Raw genomic sequence first — 15,033 nt, forward strand, 5'->3', positions numbered from 1 at the left:
CGACATCATGATTAACAGTCATGCGCTACTACCAACTGAGCTATGGCGGATAAAAGCTAAGCGACTTCCATATCTCACAGGGGGCAACCCCCAACTACTTCCGGCGTTCTAGGGCTTAACTGCTGTGTTCGGCATGGGTACAGGTGTATCTCCTAGGCTATCGTCACTTAACTCTGAGTAATACCTACTCAAAATTGAATATCTATCAAATAATTAGAAAACCTCACGCTTCGTATCCTCAGTTACTTTGGATAAGTCCTCGAGCTATTAGTATTAGTCCGCTACATGTGTCGCCACACTTCCACTTCTAACCTATCTACCTGATCATCTCTCAGGGCTCTTACTGATATATAATCATGGGAAATCTCATCTTGAGGTGGGTTTCACACTTAGATGCTTTCAGCGTTTATCCCTTCCCTACATAGCTACCCAGCGATGCCTTTGGCAAGACAACTGGTACACCAGCGGTAAGTCCACTCTGGTCCTCTCGTACTAGGAGCAGATCCTCTCAAATTTCCTACGCCCGCGACGGATAGGGACCGAACTGTCTCACGACGTTCTGAACCCAGCTCGCGTGCCGCTTTAATGGGCGAACAGCCCAACCCTTGGGACCGACTACAGCCCCAGGATGCGACGAGCCGACATCGAGGTGCCAAACCTCCCCGTCGATGTGAACTCTTGGGGGAGATAAGCCTGTTATCCCCAGGGTAGCTTTTATCCGTTGAGCGATGGCCCTTCCATACGGAACCACCGGATCACTAAGCCCGACTTTCGTCCCTGCTCGAGTTGTAGCTCTCGCAGTCAAGCTCCCTTATACCTTTACACTCTGCGAATGATTTCCAACCATTCTGAGGGAACCTTTGGGCGCCTCCGTTACCTTTTAGGAGGCGACCGCCCCAGTCAAACTGCCCGTCAGACACTGTCTCCGATAGGGATCACCTATCCGGGTTAGAGTGGCCATAACACAAGGGTAGTATCCCAACAACGTCTCCTTCGAAACTGGCGTCCCGATCTCTTAGACTCCTACCTATCCTGTACATGTGGTACAGACACTCAATATCAAACTGCAGTAAAGCTCCATGGGGTCTTTCCGTCCTGTCGCGGGTAACCTGCATCTTCACAGGTACTAAAATTTCACCGAGTCTCTCGTTGAGACAGTGCCCAAATCATTACGCCTTTCGTGCGGGTCGGAACTTACCCGACAAGGAATTTCGCTACCTTAGGACCGTTATAGTTACGGCCGCCGTTTACTGGGGCTTCAATTCATACCTTCGAGTTACCTCTAAGCACTCCTCTTAACCTTCCAGCACCGGGCAGGCGTCACCCCCTATACATCATCTTACGATTTAGCAGAGAGCTGTGTTTTTGATAAACAGTTGCTTGGGCCTATTCACTGCGGCTGACGTAAAGTCAGCACCCCTTCTCCCGAAGTTACGGGGTCATTTTGCCGAGTTCCTTAACGAGAGTTCTCTCGCTCACCTGAGGCTACTCGCCTCGACTACCTGTGTCGGTTTGCGGTACGGGTAGAGTATGTTTAACGCTAGAAGCTTTTCTTGGCAGTGTGACGTCACTAACTTCGCTACTAAACTTCGCTCCCCATCACAGCTCAATGTTATAGAATTAAGCATTTGACTCAATTCACACCTCACTGCTTAGACAGACACTTCCATTCGTCTGCTTTAGTTAGCCTACTGCGTCCCTCCATCACTACATACTCTAGTACAGGAATATCAACCTGTTGTCCATCGGATACACCTTTCGGTCTCTCCTTAGGTCCCGACTAACCCAGGGCGGACGAGCCTTCCCCTGGAAACCTTAGTCTTACGGTGGACAGGATTCTCACCTGTCTTTCGCTACTCATACCGGCATTCTCACTTCTATGCGTTCCAGCGCTCCTCACGGTACACCTTCTCCACACATAGAACGCTCTCCTACCATACCTATAAAGGTATCCACAGCTTCGGTAAATTGTTTTAGCCCCGGTACATTTTCGGCGCAGGGTCACTCGACTAGTGAGCTATTACGCACTCTTTGAATGAATAGCTGCTTCTAAGCTAACATCCTAGTTGTCTGTGCAACCCCACATCCTTTTCCACTTAACAATTATTTTGGGACCTTAGCTGGTGGTCTGGGCTGTTTCCCTTTCGACTACGGATCTTAGCACTCGCAGTCTGACTGCCGACCATAATTCTTTGGCATTCGGAGTTTATCTGAGATTGGTAATCCGGGATGGACCCCTCACCCAAACAGTGCTCTACCTCCAAGAATCTTTATGTCGACGCTAGCCCTAAAGCTATTTCGGAGAGAACCAGCTATCTCCAAGTTCGTTTGGAATTTCTCCGCTACCCACAAGTCATCCAAGCACTTTTCAACGTGCCCTGGTTCGGTCCTCCAGTGCGTCTTACCGCACCTTCAACCTGCTCATGGGTAGGTCACATGGTTTCGGGTCTACGACATGATACTAATGCGCCCTATTCAGACTCGGTTTCCCTACGGCTCCGTCTCTTCAACTTAACCTCGCATCATATCGTAACTCGCCGGTTCATTCTACAAAAGGCACGCTCTCACCCATTAACGGGCTCGAACTTGTTGTAGGCACACGGTTTCAGGTTCTATTTCACTCCCCTCCCGGGGTGCTTTTCACCTTTCCCTCACGGTACTGGTTCACTATCGGTCACTAGGGAGTATTTAGGGTTGGGAGATGGTCCTCCCAGATTCCGACGGGATTTCTCGTGTCCCGCCGTACTCAGGATACTGCTAGGTACAAAGACTATTTTAAATACGAGGCTCTTACTCTCTTTGGCTGATCTTCCCAAATCATTCTTCTATAATCTTTGAGTCCACATTGCAGTCCTACAACCCCGAAGAGTAAACTCTTCGGTTTGCCCTTCTGCCGTTTCGCTCGCCGCTACTAAGGCAATCGCTTTTGCTTTCTCTTCCTGCAGCTACTTAGATGTTTCAGTTCACTGCGTCTTCCTCCTCATATCCTTAACAGATATGGGTAACAGGTAGCACCTGCTGGGTTCCCCCATTCGGAAATCCCTGGATCATCGCTTACTTACAGCTACCCAAGGCATATCGTCGTTTGTCACGTCCTTCTTCGGCTCCTAGTGCCAAGGCATCCACCGTGCGCCCTTATTAACTTAACCTTATTTTCTGACCTTTCAGTCATAAACTCTTTTAATACTACAGCGTTTCGGTTTATTTTCTTGTTACTATTTGATATAGATATTCAATTTTCAATGTGCATTACTTGGTGATCTCTCACCAATGGAGCCTAGCGGGATCGAACCGCTGACCTCCTGCGTGCAAAGCAGGCGCTCTCCCAGCTGAGCTAAGGCCCCACAAGACCTCTCAAGACTAAACAAGACCAATGCGCAGTTCCTTATCCTTAGAAAGGAGGTGATCCAGCCGCACCTTCCGATACGGCTACCTTGTTACGACTTCACCCCAATCATCTATCCCACCTTAGGCGGCTGGCTCCTAAAAGGTTACCTCACCGACTTCGGGTGTTACAAACTCTCGTGGTGTGACGGGCGGTGTGTACAAGGCCCGGGAACGTATTCACCGCGGCGTGCTGATCCGCGATTACTAGCGATTCCGACTTCATGTAGGCGAGTTGCAGCCTACAATCCGAACTGAGACTGGCTTTAAGAGATTAGCTTGCCGTCACCGGCTTGCGACTCGTTGTACCAGCCATTGTAGCACGTGTGTAGCCCAGGTCATAAGGGGCATGATGATTTGACGTCATCCCCACCTTCCTCCGGTTTATTACCGGCAGTCTCGCTAGAGTGCCCAACTGAATGATGGCAACTAACAATAGGGGTTGCGCTCGTTGCGGGACTTAACCCAACATCTCACGACACGAGCTGACGACAACCATGCACCACCTGTCACCTCTGTCCCGAAGGAAAACTCTATCTCTAGAGCGATCAGAGGGATGTCAAGACCTGGTAAGGTTCTTCGCGTTGCTTCGAATTAAACCACATGCTCCACCGCTTGTGCGGGCCCCCGTCAATTCCTTTGAGTTTCAACCTTGCGGTCGTACTCCCCAGGCGGAGTGCTTAATGCGTTAGCTGCGGCACTAAACCCCGGAAAGGGTCTAACACCTAGCACTCATCGTTTACGGCGTGGACTACCAGGGTATCTAATCCTGTTTGCTCCCCACGCTTTCGAGCCTCAGCGTCAGTTACAAGCCAGAGAGCCGCTTTCGCCACCGGTGTTCCTCCATATATCTACGCATTTCACCGCTACACATGGAATTCCACTCTCCCCTCTTGCACTCAAGTTAAACAGTTTCCAAAGCGTACTATGGTTAAGCCACAGCCTTTAACTTCAGACTTATCTAACCGCCTGCGCTCGCTTTACGCCCAATAAATCCGGACAACGCTCGGGACCTACGTATTACCGCGGCTGCTGGCACGTAGTTAGCCGTCCCTTTCTGGTAAGATACCGTCACAGTGTGAACTTTCCACTCTCACACTCGTTCTTCTCTTACAACAGAGCTTTACGATCCGAAAACCTTCTTCACTCACGCGGCGTTGCTCGGTCAGACTTCCGTCCATTGCCGAAGATTCCCTACTGCTGCCTCCCGTAGGAGTCTGGGCCGTGTCTCAGTCCCAGTGTGGCCGATCACCCTCTCAGGTCGGCTATGTATCGTCGCCTTGGTGAGCCGTTACCCCACCAACTAGCTAATACAACGCAGGTCCATCTGGTAGTGATGCATTTGCACCTTTCAATGGATTATCATGCGATAATCCATTTTATGCGGTATTAGCTATCGTTTCCAATAGTTATCCCCCGCTACCAGGCAGGTACGTGTCTCAGTCCCAGTGTGGCCGATCACCCTCTCAGGTCGGCTATGTATCGTTGCCTTGGTGAGCCGTTACCTCACCAACTAGCTAATACAACGCAGGTCCATCTGGTAGTGATGCAATTGCACCTTTTAAGCAAATGTCATGCGACATCTACTCTTATGCGGTATTAGCTATCGTTTCCAATAGTTATCCCCCGCTACCAGGCAGGTTACCTACGCGTTACTCACCCGTTCGCAACTCATCCAAGAAGAGCAAGCTCCTCTCTTCAGCGTTCTACTTGCATGTATTAGGCACGCCGCCAGCGTTCGTCCTGAGCCAGGATCAAACTCTCATTAAAAGTTTGAGTTCTCACTCATTTCTGTCACTGACAGATTTATTGTTTTTTTCATTGTTCAGTACTATAACATCAGTTATAGTGCCCTGCACATTGGTTCGTCTTGTTCAGTTTTCAAAGGTCTTTGTCTCTCACTCCTCTCGTGAGCGACAACTATATTAGTATATCACAGCTACCTGCCTCTGTCAACAGATTTTTTAAACTTTTTTCAAGTTTTTTTAACCGCAATACACCATAGTCCGTACGGGATTCGAACCCGTGTTACCGCCGTGAAAAGGCGGTGTCTTAACCCCTTGACCAACGGACCTGAGCTTTTCAACTCTTTCTATTATACCTACTTTTTTACCTTTGTCAAGGACTTTTTTACCTCTTTACCAAAATTCTGAAAAGATTAGGGAAAAGAGCCAGTTAAACTGACTCCTTCTATTTATCTTGCCAATTAGTCGCACGTTCTTCTCCCCACAAGTAAGGGATTAATTCAGCAACCTTAATTGTTTTTCTTGTTTCGTAGTTCATCATGAACTCTGCTTCTTTATTTTTAGCATTCAATTCTAAGAGAAATTCTCTGCAAGCGCCACAGGGCATACCTGATCCTTCGCCGTAGGGAGGTTTGTCTCGAAAGGCGAGGATTTTCTTAACTTTGGTCTGTCCTGAAAATTGATATATATTGAAGAGAGCCGCTCGTTCTGCACAGAGATGAAAAACGCCACAAGTGCCCTCCATACAAAATCCTGTGAAGATCTGACCATCTTCTGCTTCTACCGCAGCAACAACATGGTTAGCATAAACAAAGTCAGAAACTTCATGGGGATTGAATAAGGTTCGTGCTTCTTCATACATCTTTTCCCATGTATCCATCGGAAGTCCTTTTTATTTGGAGATCTCTTTCAGCATATTATCGATATGCTGAATTGACTTTTCACGTCCGAGTAAGAAAATGGTGTCTGGTAATTCTGGTCCATGCATTTCACCTGATACAGCAATACGAATCGGCATGAAGAGGTTTTTCCCTTTAATACCTGTTTCTTTTTGGACTGCTTTGATTTGTGGGAAGATGTTTTCTGTCACAAATTCCTCATCTGTCATCGCTTCTAGTTTCGCTTTGAAGGCTTCTAGAACAACCGGAACGGTTTCTCCTGCCATGACCTCACGCTCAGCGTCTGTCAACTCTGGGAAATCTGAGAAGAAAAGATCTGTCAATGGAACGATTTCATCCACTGACTTCATTTGTGGTTTGTATAGTTCCACCATTTTTTCAGACTTGTCAGTCAAACGCCCTGCTTCTTCTAAGTAAGGTTTAGCCATTTCAAAGATAGTAGCAAGTTCTGCTTTCTTGATGTAGTCGTTGCTCATCCAGTCTAGTTTCTTCTGATCAAATGCAGCTGGTGACTTGCTGAGACGATTTTCATCAAAGAGTTTAATCAATTCCTCACGAGAGAAAATTTCATCTTCGCCACCTGGATTCCAACCAAGAAGGGCGATAAAGTTAAAGACTGCTTCTGGCAAATAGCCTTTTTTACGGTAGTCTTCTATAAACTGAAGGGTATTGGTGTCACGTTTAGACAATTTTTTACCCGTTTCAGAGTTGATGATCAAAGTCATGTGACCAAACTCTGGTGCTTCCCAACCAAGCGCTTCATAGACCATGAGTTGTTTTGGAGTATTAGCAATATGGTCATCACCGCGGATAACGTGAGAGATTTGCATATCGTGGTCATCGATCACAACGGCAAAATTGTATGTTGGGTAACCATCTTTCTTTTGGATAACCCAGTCACCACCGATGTTGCCACCTTCAAACTCGATATCACCTTTGACCATATCATGCCATTTGTAGATACCAGACTCGTTAACAGCCAAACGAACAGTTGGGATGATACCGGCTGCTTCACGTTCTGCGATGTAAGTTGCTTTTTCTTCTTCGCTCATGCCAAGATATTCATTGATGTAACGTGGTGTTTCACCTGCTGCTTCTTGACGTTCGCGCTCAGCCGCCAACTCTTCTTCTGTAACGTAAGATTTGTAGGCTTTTCCTTCAGCTAGCAATTGGTCGATGTATCTTTGATAGAGTTCCAAACGCTCTGATTGGCGGTAATTTTCATGAGTTTCTGGGCTTTCATCCCAATCCATGCCCAACCAGCGAAGATTTTCAAGTTGTGAGCGTTCTCCATCCTCAACATGGCGTTTACGGTCAGTATCTTCGATACGAATGATAAAAGTTCCACCATGATGGCGTGCGTAAAGGTAGTTAAACAATGCTGTACGGGCATTTCCGATGTGTAGGAGTCCTGTTGGACTTGGTGCGTAGCGTACGCGGATATCTTTTGACATAGTTTCTCCTATAAAGTCTCTAGGCGTCTGCCTTTTTGCTTTCTATATTATATCACAAGTCTCGCCTGAGTCCAATGTCTACGAATAAAGAGAGTAAAAAGAGTGGGCAAGCCACTCTTTTCTTCTATTATAGACGTGCGTTAAGCTCTTTGCTCAATTCTTCAAATCCTGGTTTTCCAAGAAGGGCAAACATGTTGCGTTTGTATGCTTCAACACCTGGTTGGTCAAATGGGTTGATGGCATTCAAGTAACCTGAAAGGGCAATTGCCAATTCGAAGAAGTAGATAGTGTAACCAAGAGTGAAAGCGTCTTGCTCAGGAAGAGTTACGTACATGTTTGGCACATCACCGTCAGTGTGGGCAAGAAGAACACCATCAGTCGCTTTTTTGTTTACAAAGTCAACGTCTTTTCCTTGAAGGTAACCAAGTCCGTCAAGGTCTTCTTCCAAAGTAGGAATGATCACGTTCTTACGTGGTTTGTCAACACGGACAACTGTTTCGAACATGATACGAGTTCCTTCTTGGATAAATTGACCAAGTGAGTGCAAGTCAGTTGAGAAGTTAGCTGAAGTTGGGTAAATACCTTTTTGGTCTTTCCCTTCTGTTCAGGCACCCCTTGTGGATCCATCTGCTGGGAATTCCCTTGCACTGACTGGCTAGTTTGATTGACTTGCCAATCAACCACTGCGTCATCTATTTTTTCTAATTTAGACCCAGAAGCCTGGACTTTTTGTCCAAGCTCTGAATCAATTTTTTAGACTTTTATTTTTCTAAATTGCTTGATTTGAAATTTTATTATGGTCAAGCAGTTTCGAAAATCTGAATGGTAGAGTCCTTTTCAATTACTACTGCTTGGTCTGCTGCAACATGGAGAGTGCCCGGCAGGCTGCCCTCTTTTGAACCATCAAAAGAAATCGTGATATGGCCCAGTCCAGTTAAATTTTTTTCTACTACATTTCCTACGGCAGTAATCGAATATTCCTGACTATCTACCACCAGCTTTCCACCTTCTAGTATTGCACCTAGAAGATTTTTGTTATCGATTTTAAAACAATACTCTGCTAAGTCTTCCGGAGCTTCTTCTCCAAACAAAATGAGCATATTGGCATCTTGAATCATATTCTGAGCTTCAGGCCCCACTTGAATTACTTTAGCTTCAAAAATTTTCTTCATCTAATTCCTATTCATCCTTTCTCAAATCTGTCATAAACTTATGCTTATAGATAAGTTTAACATAATAGTTGCTATGTTTACGTGCATCTATCAAAAGTTTACTGATAAAGGCCAATACTAGCTATCCAAGCTACTAGCACCCGCGGAACACCATTGAGAAAGCGTGAATAAAGCACAGAAGGGACACCAACCTCAACTGTTTCAGCCTTGGCTTCAGATAGACCGAGTGCTACAGGAATGAAATCACAACCGTTTTGAGTGTTGATAGCAAATATAGCTGGCAGAGCCATTTGGGGCGGAATAGTCCCTTTGCCGATTTCAACTCCAATTAAGGTTCCAATAATCTGACTGATAACAGCTCCGGGGCCTAACAAAGGAGATAGGAATGGCAAGGAACAGATAAAGCCAATCAAAATGAGTCCCCAGATGTTCCCAGCTAGGGGAACCATTAATTTTGCCAGCCAATTTCCAACACCTGAACCTTGAATAACCCCAATCAGCAAGGAAACAAAGGCCATGAAAGGAATGATCGTGTTGAGCATTGTTTGGATGGCTTCACGAGCAGCCTGGTTGAAAGTCGCAACGACCTTCCCAGCGCCCATCCCAATTCTTGCTACAATACTTGTTTCAGCTTTTTGCTCTGTAATTTTTTTACTAGTATCGTAAGTTGGCTTTTCTGTTACCACAGTTGTCGCTTTTTCGTCTTCATTAGCAGCAGAAATTTGATTAAGGCCAACTGCTGACACATAGATTTCCTCGGTTATATATTGAGCTAGAGGCCCACTTTTCCCTGTAGCGACAATATTTATTGTAGGGATCCCCTTTTTAGGATAAATACCACAGCGAAGAGTACCGCCACAATCCACGATTGCTAAAGCAATTTCCTCATCTGGGATAGAAGTTTTAAACCCATTAACAGCTTCCATACCGGTCAAATCAGCAATTTTATCTACAATATCTGGCTTTTCTCCTCCGCCAGTGATATAGATGAATTTATGCTTAGCTTCACTAGGTGTAATGACCAAAGGTCCTCCGAAACCGCCATTTCCTTTAACAACTTTTATACTCTTATATGACATAATTTCACTCTTTCTATAAATCAAATGTTTTACTCAAGGTAACACCTTGCTGTTTTGCTACATAAGCAGTTGTAAAATCGGTCACCCAACCGCCTACAAAGTTCATGACAAGCCCAACAAGCATGTAACGAATGGCTAAGTCCATTTGACTTAAACCTAAAGTTTGAATTCCTGTTGCAATTCCCATCCATACAAACAATTCCCCAGGATTGATATGCGGAAATACACCATTTGAAGTGTGGCAGAACTGCATCTGAGCTGCTACAAAACTAGGTTTATAATATTCTGGTAAGAAACGTCCCATACTGATTGCCATCGGATTCCCCAGCATAAAGGCAGAAATGAAAGGTAAAATCATATACCGGCTAACAGGATTTTTGGCAGAAATCTTAGCCAGGGAATTGACCTTCTCTTCTCCCAAGAAAGCGATAAGGGTATTCATTGCAATCAATAGCATCAAGACAAGCGGTACAATATTTGTCATCCAGCTAATAAAGGTTTCTCCACCTAATTGGAAGAGTTTCATAAAACTCTCTGCAAAATTTGTAATGTGATTCATAAGGAACTCCCTTTCTTATTTTTTTTAAATAACTGTTTAATAGATAATTGTAAGTAATTCGCATAAAAGCCGAATCCCAGAAAAGAATCAGATGAACTTGTCTCTTTCTCAATACCTGCCTCATTCCAAAGATAGACTTTTCTAGCATCTTCTATGGCTGATTGCATCAACTTATTTTCTTTTCTCACAAGAGGATTATACTTGTCAAAATAATGGATGTCTTCTCCAACATAATCGTCCATATTTTGAAAACGTGCTAAGATTGTGACTCCTTGCATTTTGCTAGCTTTAAGAACCCGACCGTTTTCATCAACCGCGAACATGACAATCGTACCGGATTTGATTCTTCCGGACTTCCTGCCAATCGCTACGCGCCCCAGTTTTCGGAGCATCGTATAGGTCTTATTGAAGTCTTTGAGTTGCTGCCAGCCGAGGAACATTTGAAATATATAAGCTGCCATGACAAATACAGCGAAAATTATTAGCGAATTCATTAAAATACTCCTTTGCTCTTAGAAAATGATAGAAACTCTGTCTCTGTTTCTACAGCCCTCAATGCTTCTTTTAGAGAAGGCTCTCCTGCAATTCGAAAAATGTCGTCATACAATTCCAGCAATTCACTCTCCATTTTGCTTTCAATTTCTGAGGGAATGGCGACTAGAAAGATAAATTCAATCCAATCATCTCCTTTTTGATAAGGCTCTTCTAGCTTTCCAAACATTAAAATAGTCTTTGCATAACCCTGGTTAATTGTATGGGGGAAGGCAATTCCTCCACCAAAAATGGTTGATTGTTTTTTATCCCTATCAATTATCCGATTTCTAAAACCTTCATCAATCATCTGAAGTTTCTCTAACTCTGCAACCATATTTAGCAAGTATTGCTGATAGGTTTTTTGGGGAGTCAAACGAAGAAAACGTAAGCTGACTGTTTCTAGATTTTTTTGATGAAAAGCATTGGCCCTCTGCCATTCTTCCTGCAGCCATTGATCATCAAAAAGATGATTAACTTGAATGACTGGAGATTTAGAATCTTTATATTTTAGAGGAACTGTCGTAAAAATCGCGAAATAGTCCTGATTCAAATCCAGATTAAAATCCTCTTCAGAATACTGAGTAATGTCTACATCATTTCCAAGAATTCGTCTGAGTTGCTGAATAATCATCGCAGCAGTTCCTCTTCCTGTTGTGCAAACTACAGCTATCTGCTTGCGAGAACCATTTACAACAGAGTTTTGCTTTCTTAAAATCATTTCAAAATACAAAGCCAGATATCCGATTTCAGATAATTCCAATTCAGAACCAAAAATTGCAGATAGTTCTTCTCCAGCAATTTTCGCCATTTCAAAAGCAAAAGGATATTGAGTTTGAACCTCGCCATGGAATATATCATTAGCTTGCACATGGAAAATCAGTCGATTGATTAAGGAGCCTAGATGAGACTTGATTTCTTCAAATAATTCTTCATCATCAAAGTTAACCAACATTGTTTCTTTGACTTTCTTGACAATCCCTTGAAAAATGTTTGCAAGCTGTTCAGATTGATAAGACGGCTTGCTTAAAGTGTCAATAAAACGGATATTAAACGGAAAACACAAAAAGTCTATCTCAAACTGACTGAGGGAAATCTTATAAGTCATCTCAATATGATAGATTAATTTTTCAACCAAAGGTGTCTCTGTTAAATCATTCCTATAGTAAGGAATAGGGCAACTCAACACCCTAGATGCATGAATACGCTCCACCATAATTGAAATGGTCTTTCGAAGGAGTTCCTTTGTTTCTTTCGGGATTTTATACTCCTGGAGTAGCGTCTCCAGAAAAGAAGATGTTGCCTCGGTGAGTGTCTTTCCTTCAAAGTAAGGGGCCACTTGGTGAATATAGAGCAAGCGCAAATTCAGCTCGGACCCCAAGACCTCCAGCCCACGGTTGGGCTTTCCTGAAATAGTGATAGAGTAACTCTCTGCCAAAGATTTTACTTGTTTTAAATCCTTATTAAGGGTACTTCTACTAACACCTGCTTCCTCAGCCAAGTCGTCAATAAGAAGAGGGGAGGTTGACTCAATTAAACGTTTTAGTAAATAGGCAATTCTTTTACTGGAAGAATTGAAGTCACTCTCCCGTTTTAAACTACCAGATAAAATCCTTTCCAACTCAGTATAGTCATACACCTCTAACATTAACTGATCATCTTGTGAGATAATCTGGATACTCGGAGCCAAAACATCATTTAATTGTTGGATACTCTTTTGCAAGGTTTGCATACTAATATCCAGCTCTGAGCGCATATCTACCAAGGAATAAGTTGGCTGTGAGACCATTTTTTCTAAAATATTATACCATCGATTTACTATGGTCAACTCTCTTCCTCACCTTCATTTTTTTAACCGCGAGTTTTCCCTCCGGCAATATTTGTAGTGACTCCAGTTATATAGCTAGAACGGTCTGAAATATAGAATGCTACAAGGTCAGCTACTTCCCGTAGTTTACCACTTCGTCCCAAAGGAGTTGTTGAAGTTGAAGCATAACCAGCTCGAATATCTTCTACCGTCTTTCCACGGGTATAAGCAAGAGCTTCCTCATAAGAAAGAGTTCGAAGTCCCGTAGCTTCCATAATTCCTGGAGCAATTCCAACCACACGTACACCATGCTTACCCAGCTCTTTTGCCCATGAACGAGTGTAACTATAGACTGCTGCTTTTGTGGCAGCATAGGCACTTTGTCCTTCAGAACCTTCCAAGCCTGCTTCTGAAGCCATGTTCACAATTACACCTTTTCCATTTTTCACTAAAATACGTCCTACTGCCTGACTAACCAAATACAAACCTTTTTGATTAATCATTGTTACTTTTTCAAACGTTTCATCGTCTAACTCGTAAGGACCTTTAGGATTTTCTGCATCAATTAATAATCTGGGAACATTAATCCCTGCATTATTGACTACCGCATCAATATTGCCAAATCTTTCAACTATTTTGGCAACACCCTCTTCTACTTCAGAGCGAGAAGTTACATCAACTTTTACAAATAATAGATTCGGGTGACGCAAATCGTTGTCGCTAAGATCAAAATTCGCTACATTGACTCCTAATTCCAGCAATTCTTCAACGATTGCCTTACCGATCCCAGATGACGCGCCAGTCACAAGAACTGTTTTGCCTTTTATGTTTAACCAATCATTCATTTTGATACCTCTCAAATTTTATTTACAAGGCAATTATACAGCGCTTTCATAAAAGAATTAAGACACTCTTTTTTACACTTTTAAAAAAAATAATAAACTAATTAAGAGGCTTGTACTAAAAATCCACAAGAAATGAACTTGTGGATCTTTTTATATTCTAAATGAACTCAAAGCATATGAGAATCAAAGGCGTGCATTCAACTCAGCACCCAGCTCTTCAAAGCCTGGTTTCCCAAGAAGAGCAAACATGTTTTTCTTATAAGCTTCAACTCCAGGCTGGTCAAATGGATTGATACCATTCAGGTAGCCAGAAAGAGCAATAGCCAACTCAAAGAAGTAAATAGTGTAGCCCAAAGTGAACTCATCTTGCTCAGGCAGTGTCACAAACATATTTGGAACTCCACCATCAGTGTGTGCTAACAGCACTCCATCTGTAGCTTTTTTATTGACAAAGTCAACATCTTTTCCTTGCAAGTAGCCAAGACCGTCCAAGTCTTCTGCCAATTCAGGAATCAGCACATTTTTGCGAGGTTTATCTACACGGATAACTGTTTCAAAGAGGATACGGGTACCTTCCTGGATAAATTGTCCCAGAGAGTGCAAGTCTGTTGAGAAGTTAGCTGAAGTTGGATAAATCCCTTTTTGGTCTTTCCCTTCTGACTCACCAGCCAGTTGCTTCCACCACTCAGAGAAGTATTGCAGAGATGGTTCATAGTTAGCTAGAACTTCTGTCAGATAACCTTTACGGTACAAGATATTGCGTACAACTGCATATTGATATGCTTCATTTTCAGCCAACTTATCAGAAGCATAAGCCTTGCGAGCAGCATTTGCTCCTTCCATTAACTTGCTGATATCAGCTCCTGCAGCTGCGATTGGCAAGAGCCCCACTGCTGTCAATACTGTAAAACGACCACCTACACTATCAGGCACTACAAAAGTATCCCAGCCATTAGCATCTGCTTCAACTTTAACTGCACCTTTAGCGCGGTCTGTAGTTGCGTAGATACGTTGGTTAGCTTCTTCTTGACCGTACTTCTTAACCAAGAGTTCTTTGAAGACACGGAAAGCAATAGCCGGTTCAGTTGTTGTACCTGATTTAGAAATCACGTTTACTGAGAAATCTTTGTCTGATACATAGTCTACCAAATCAGCCAAATAGCTTGAAGAGATAGAGTTTCCAGCATAGAGGATCTGAGGTGCCTTGCGTTCTTCCTTTCTTTGCAAGTTTACAAATGAATTATTCAAGAAATCAATAGCTGCACGAGCTCCTAAATAGGAACCACCAATACCGATTACGATCAATACCTCACTATCAGATTGGATTTTAGCAGCAGCCTTTTGAATACGAGCAAATTCATCTTTGTCATATTCTTCAGGTAAGTTCAACCAGCCAGTCATTTCTGCCCCAGGACCTGTACCATTTCTCAGAGCAGAATCTGCTGCAGTCACTTGAGGCTGCATATAATCTAGTTCATGTGGTGCAACAAATTTATCTAATACTTTTGAATAATCAAATTTAATATGTGACATAATATTCCTCCAAAATTTCTTCTCT

At 43.4% G+C, this 15,033-nt stretch carries 9 protein-coding genes, 2 tRNA genes, 3 rRNA genes and 1 pseudogene; all 15 read right to left on the bottom strand.

What is annotated here, in order from left to right; genetic code table 11:
• Positions 1 to 55: 55 nt before the first annotated feature.
• The 15 genes and pseudogenes from rrf to PG086_RS08135 all read right to left on the bottom strand — a co-directional run bounded on the left by rrf (position 56) and on the right by PG086_RS08135 (position 15,008).
• Positions 56 to 171, bottom strand: a 5S ribosomal RNA gene (gene rrf, locus PG086_RS08065).
• Between the two features lie 76 nt (positions 172 to 247).
• A 23S ribosomal RNA gene (locus tag PG086_RS08070) occupies positions 248 to 3,149 on the bottom strand.
• Positions 3,150 to 3,271: 122 nt separating this feature from the next.
• Positions 3,272 to 3,344, bottom strand: a tRNA-Ala gene (locus PG086_RS08075).
• A gap of 51 nt (positions 3,345 to 3,395) precedes the next feature.
• A 16S ribosomal RNA gene (locus PG086_RS08080) occupies positions 3,396 to 5,154 on the bottom strand.
• The 16S, 23S and 5S rRNA genes sit together here with 2 tRNA genes alongside, the layout of an rRNA operon.
• Before the next feature lie 232 nt (positions 5,155 to 5,386).
• Positions 5,387 to 5,458, bottom strand: a tRNA-Glu gene (locus tag PG086_RS08085).
• Positions 5,459 to 5,574: 116 nt separating this feature from the next.
• Positions 5,575 to 6,009, bottom strand: a complete 435-nt coding sequence (locus PG086_RS08090; protein ID WP_049519151.1) for a cytidine deaminase family protein — start codon at positions 6,007 to 6,009, stop codon at positions 5,575 to 5,577.
• Positions 6,010 to 6,021: 12 nt separating this feature from the next.
• The gene (gltX, locus tag PG086_RS08095) at positions 6,022 to 7,482 is read right to left on the bottom strand and encodes a glutamate--tRNA ligase (RefSeq protein WP_270748533.1); all 1,461 of its coding nucleotides are present in this window, start codon (positions 7,480 to 7,482) and stop codon (positions 6,022 to 6,024) included.
• Between the two features lie 127 nt (positions 7,483 to 7,609).
• Positions 7,610 to 8,086 (bottom strand): annotated as a pseudogene (gene pgi / locus PG086_RS08100) (glucose-6-phosphate isomerase); the annotation flags it as partial.
• A 196-nt stretch (positions 8,087 to 8,282) separates the two neighbouring features.
• Positions 8,283 to 8,654, bottom strand: a complete 372-nt coding sequence (locus PG086_RS08105; protein ID WP_008808177.1) for a PTS glucitol/sorbitol transporter subunit IIA — start codon at positions 8,652 to 8,654, stop codon at positions 8,283 to 8,285.
• A 98-nt stretch (positions 8,655 to 8,752) separates the two neighbouring features.
• Positions 8,753 to 9,733, bottom strand: a complete 981-nt coding sequence (gene srlE, locus PG086_RS08110) for a PTS glucitol/sorbitol transporter subunit IIB (protein ID WP_038804194.1) — start codon at positions 9,731 to 9,733, stop codon at positions 8,753 to 8,755.
• 13 nt (positions 9,734 to 9,746) lie between these two features.
• Entirely contained in the window at positions 9,747 to 10,292 is a 546-nt protein-coding gene (srlA, locus tag PG086_RS08115) for a PTS glucitol/sorbitol transporter subunit IIC (protein WP_001015684.1), read from the bottom strand.
• A complete protein-coding gene (locus PG086_RS08120) occupies positions 10,289 to 10,786 on the bottom strand; it encodes a transcriptional regulator GutM (protein WP_033585448.1) in 498 nt (165 codons plus the stop codon). The genes srlA and PG086_RS08120 overlap by 4 nt, the downstream gene beginning before the upstream one ends.
• Complete coding sequence (locus tag PG086_RS08125) at positions 10,786 to 12,612, bottom strand: BglG family transcription antiterminator (RefSeq protein WP_080639548.1); 1,827 nt, start codon at positions 12,610 to 12,612, stop codon at positions 10,786 to 10,788. The genes PG086_RS08120 and PG086_RS08125 overlap by 1 nt, the downstream gene beginning before the upstream one ends.
• Positions 12,613 to 12,674: 62 nt before the next feature.
• Positions 12,675 to 13,475, bottom strand: coding sequence for an SDR family oxidoreductase (locus tag PG086_RS08130; protein ID WP_038804195.1), 801 nt, complete (start codon positions 13,473 to 13,475; stop codon positions 12,675 to 12,677).
• 183 nt (positions 13,476 to 13,658) lie between these two features.
• Positions 13,659 to 15,008 carry a glucose-6-phosphate isomerase gene (locus PG086_RS08135; RefSeq protein ID WP_000018239.1) on the bottom strand — a complete coding sequence of 450 codons (1,350 nt, stop codon included), beginning with the start codon at positions 15,006 to 15,008 and terminating at the stop codon, positions 13,659 to 13,661.
• Positions 15,009 to 15,033: the final 25 nt, after the last annotated feature.

Source organism: Streptococcus halitosis, assembly GCF_027691175.1.
Lineage (GTDB): Bacteria > Bacillota > Bacilli > Lactobacillales > Streptococcaceae > Streptococcus > Streptococcus halitosis_A.